Below are 2,069 nucleotides of genomic sequence, written 5' to 3' on the forward strand. Positions count from 1 at the left end.
CATGGGATAGTACTTTTTCCCTAAAATCTAATGAATATGTCATAGCTAAAAAGCGCTAATTATAACAAATATATAAGACTTTTTAAATTTTAATCAACTATATTGGGTTTTTGAAGTGTTTTCAACTGCTCACCAGGAAGTATCCGAAAAACAGGTGTTTTCCGATACGATTGATGCAGGTCGAGAAAGCTAGTTTTTAGGACATCTCAATTAACCTTGCAACATCACCATTACATGCATTGTAATAACCCTTAATTAATAAATCTTGGCTAACGTTTTCGAAAGTTGGGTCTTTCAACTTTGTTGCACTTGAGCACTGAGAGCACCACGCGTTTTTTAAAAACATTTGTTGAACGGCAGAAGGAATACTATTCCATTTTTTTTTGGGCTTCTGGATCTGGAAAGTTAACGATATTGCTCATCAAATGTTTCTCTAAAATATAAAAGTAGGGAAATTTTAAATGAACTATAAATGGTTTGAAAGCATGTCTATTAAATCGATTGAAAGACAGCCGAGTCTATTAATTGAAGAAAAACGATTTAATAGACGGAAAATGATCAACTTCGCAACCGTCTATTTTGTCATGAATTATGAGACATGAATAACGTATTTCCATCGCTTGAAATTGTTGGCTATACATTGTATAATTAAACTATGTTTATATTTGGATTATAATAAATATGTCAACAGTCTCACTGAAAAAATGGGGAAACTCCGTTGGAGTTCGTATACCTTCAACGCTATTAAAAGACGCACACTTAGAACCAGGGGAAGTAATGGAAATTACTGTTAATAAAGATGGGGCTATTCTATTAACACCATCTAAAAGCAAGCAGGAAGGATGGCTGGAAAAATTCAATGTGATCGCTGATTCTGCACAGGAAAGTGAGGTAGTCGATTTATCTAATCAATTCGACGAAGATGATTGGACATGGTAAAAATAAAAAGATTCGATGTTTGTTTGGTAAATTTAGATCCAACGGTTGGTTCTGAAATAAAAAAAACAAGACCGGCAGTCATTATATCGCCCGACTCAATGAATTTAAGCCGCCTTAAAACGGTTATCATCGCTCCATTGACTAGTACTATTCGTGAGTCATTTCCAACGAGAGTTAGAACAATTTTTCAAGGCAAAGAGGGGCAGATAGCCTTAGACCAATTGCGTTCAATTGATCGCTCCAGGATTGTAAAAAAAATTGGTAAATTAGAATCTAAATCATCTGATGAATCCCTAAATATTTTATCCATTATGTTTGCTCATTGATTTGCTAGATTAATTAATCTCGTCAAAGCCGATAATTTCTTAATTTTGAAAACTTAACCAGACTTCTTAACCGATTCTTTATTGAGTTTCCGTTGTAGGAGAGAGTCGAGAAAGGTTGTAAAGTGATCCCCAGCAACACTTCCGGACACTCAGTTAAGTGAGTAAAATCACTAACCGAGGTACTTTATGACAACTAAAAAGATACGAAAAATCCACACCGAAGAGTTTAAACAAGAAGCAGTCAACTTGGCTGCTAAGCAAGGGGTTGCTACAGCCGCAAAAGAGCTAGGTGTTTATGAATCCCAAATCTACGATTGGCGTGGCAAACTGGCTAAGAAAGTCAGCACGAGCCAGCGTGAAGCAGAGCTTGCAGCAGAAGTGGCGAAGCTTAAACGACAACTTTCTGAACAAGCGGAAGATCTAGCCATTTTAAAAAAGGCGGCCACCTACTTCGCGAAGAACCAAAAATAAAACGATTCGAGTTTATGCTTGAGCAACAGCACTGCTTCTCTGTGACGCGTATGGCTATTGTGCTTCGAGTATCGCGAAGTGGGTATTATGATTGGCGTAATAATGGCTTTAAGTTAAGTAATCGCGCCTTGAAGCAGCAGACTAGAGATATGCAAATCAAAGAATTCTTCGATGATAGCAAAGGGTGTTATGGTGCGACTCGAATTCAACAAGATTTAATTGAAGATGGATCACCTGCTGCGATAAAAACAATCAGTGACAGTATGCGCAGACAACAGCTTATTCCCAAAGCAGCCAAGAAGTTCAAGGTGACTACTGATAGCGAGCATCAAC

At 37.3% G+C, this 2,069-nt stretch carries 3 protein-coding genes and 1 pseudogene; all 4 read left to right on the forward strand.

The window, feature by feature from the left end:
- Window positions 1-461: 461 nt before the first annotated feature.
- Window positions 462-602: a hypothetical protein gene (locus E1O47_RS12350; RefSeq protein WP_165475122.1), complete on the forward strand. Its 141-nt coding sequence runs from the start codon at window positions 462-464 to the stop codon at window positions 600-602.
- 79 nt (window positions 603-681) lie between these two features.
- Window positions 682-939 carry an AbrB/MazE/SpoVT family DNA-binding domain-containing protein gene (locus E1O47_RS11995; protein WP_133131470.1) on the forward strand — a complete coding sequence of 86 codons (258 nt, stop codon included), beginning with the start codon at window positions 682-684 and terminating at the stop codon, window positions 937-939.
- Window positions 933-1,265: a type II toxin-antitoxin system PemK/MazF family toxin gene (locus E1O47_RS12000; RefSeq protein WP_133131471.1), complete on the forward strand. Its 333-nt coding sequence runs from the start codon at window positions 933-935 to the stop codon at window positions 1,263-1,265. Before E1O47_RS11995 ends, E1O47_RS12000 begins: the two co-directional genes overlap by 7 nt.
- 186 nt (window positions 1,266-1,451) lie before the next feature.
- A pseudogene (locus E1O47_RS12560) lies at window positions 1,452-2,069 on the forward strand (transposase); the annotation flags it as partial.

It is taken from the genome of Legionella yabuuchiae (genome assembly GCF_900640115.1).
Lineage (GTDB): Bacteria > Pseudomonadota > Gammaproteobacteria > Legionellales > Legionellaceae > Legionella_A > Legionella_A yabuuchiae.

Excerpts from the sequence above, each read along its gene's own strand:
- E1O47_RS12350 (WP_165475122.1), top strand. The coding sequence starts at position 462 with ATGAACTATAAATGGTTTGAAAGCATGTCTATTAAATCGATTGAAAGA.
- E1O47_RS11995 (WP_133131470.1), top strand. The coding sequence starts at position 682 with ATGTCAACAGTCTCACTGAAAAAATGGGGAAACTCCGTTGGAGTTCGT.
- E1O47_RS12000 (WP_133131471.1), top strand. The coding sequence starts at position 933 with ATGGTAAAAATAAAAAGATTCGATGTTTGTTTGGTAAATTTAGATCCA.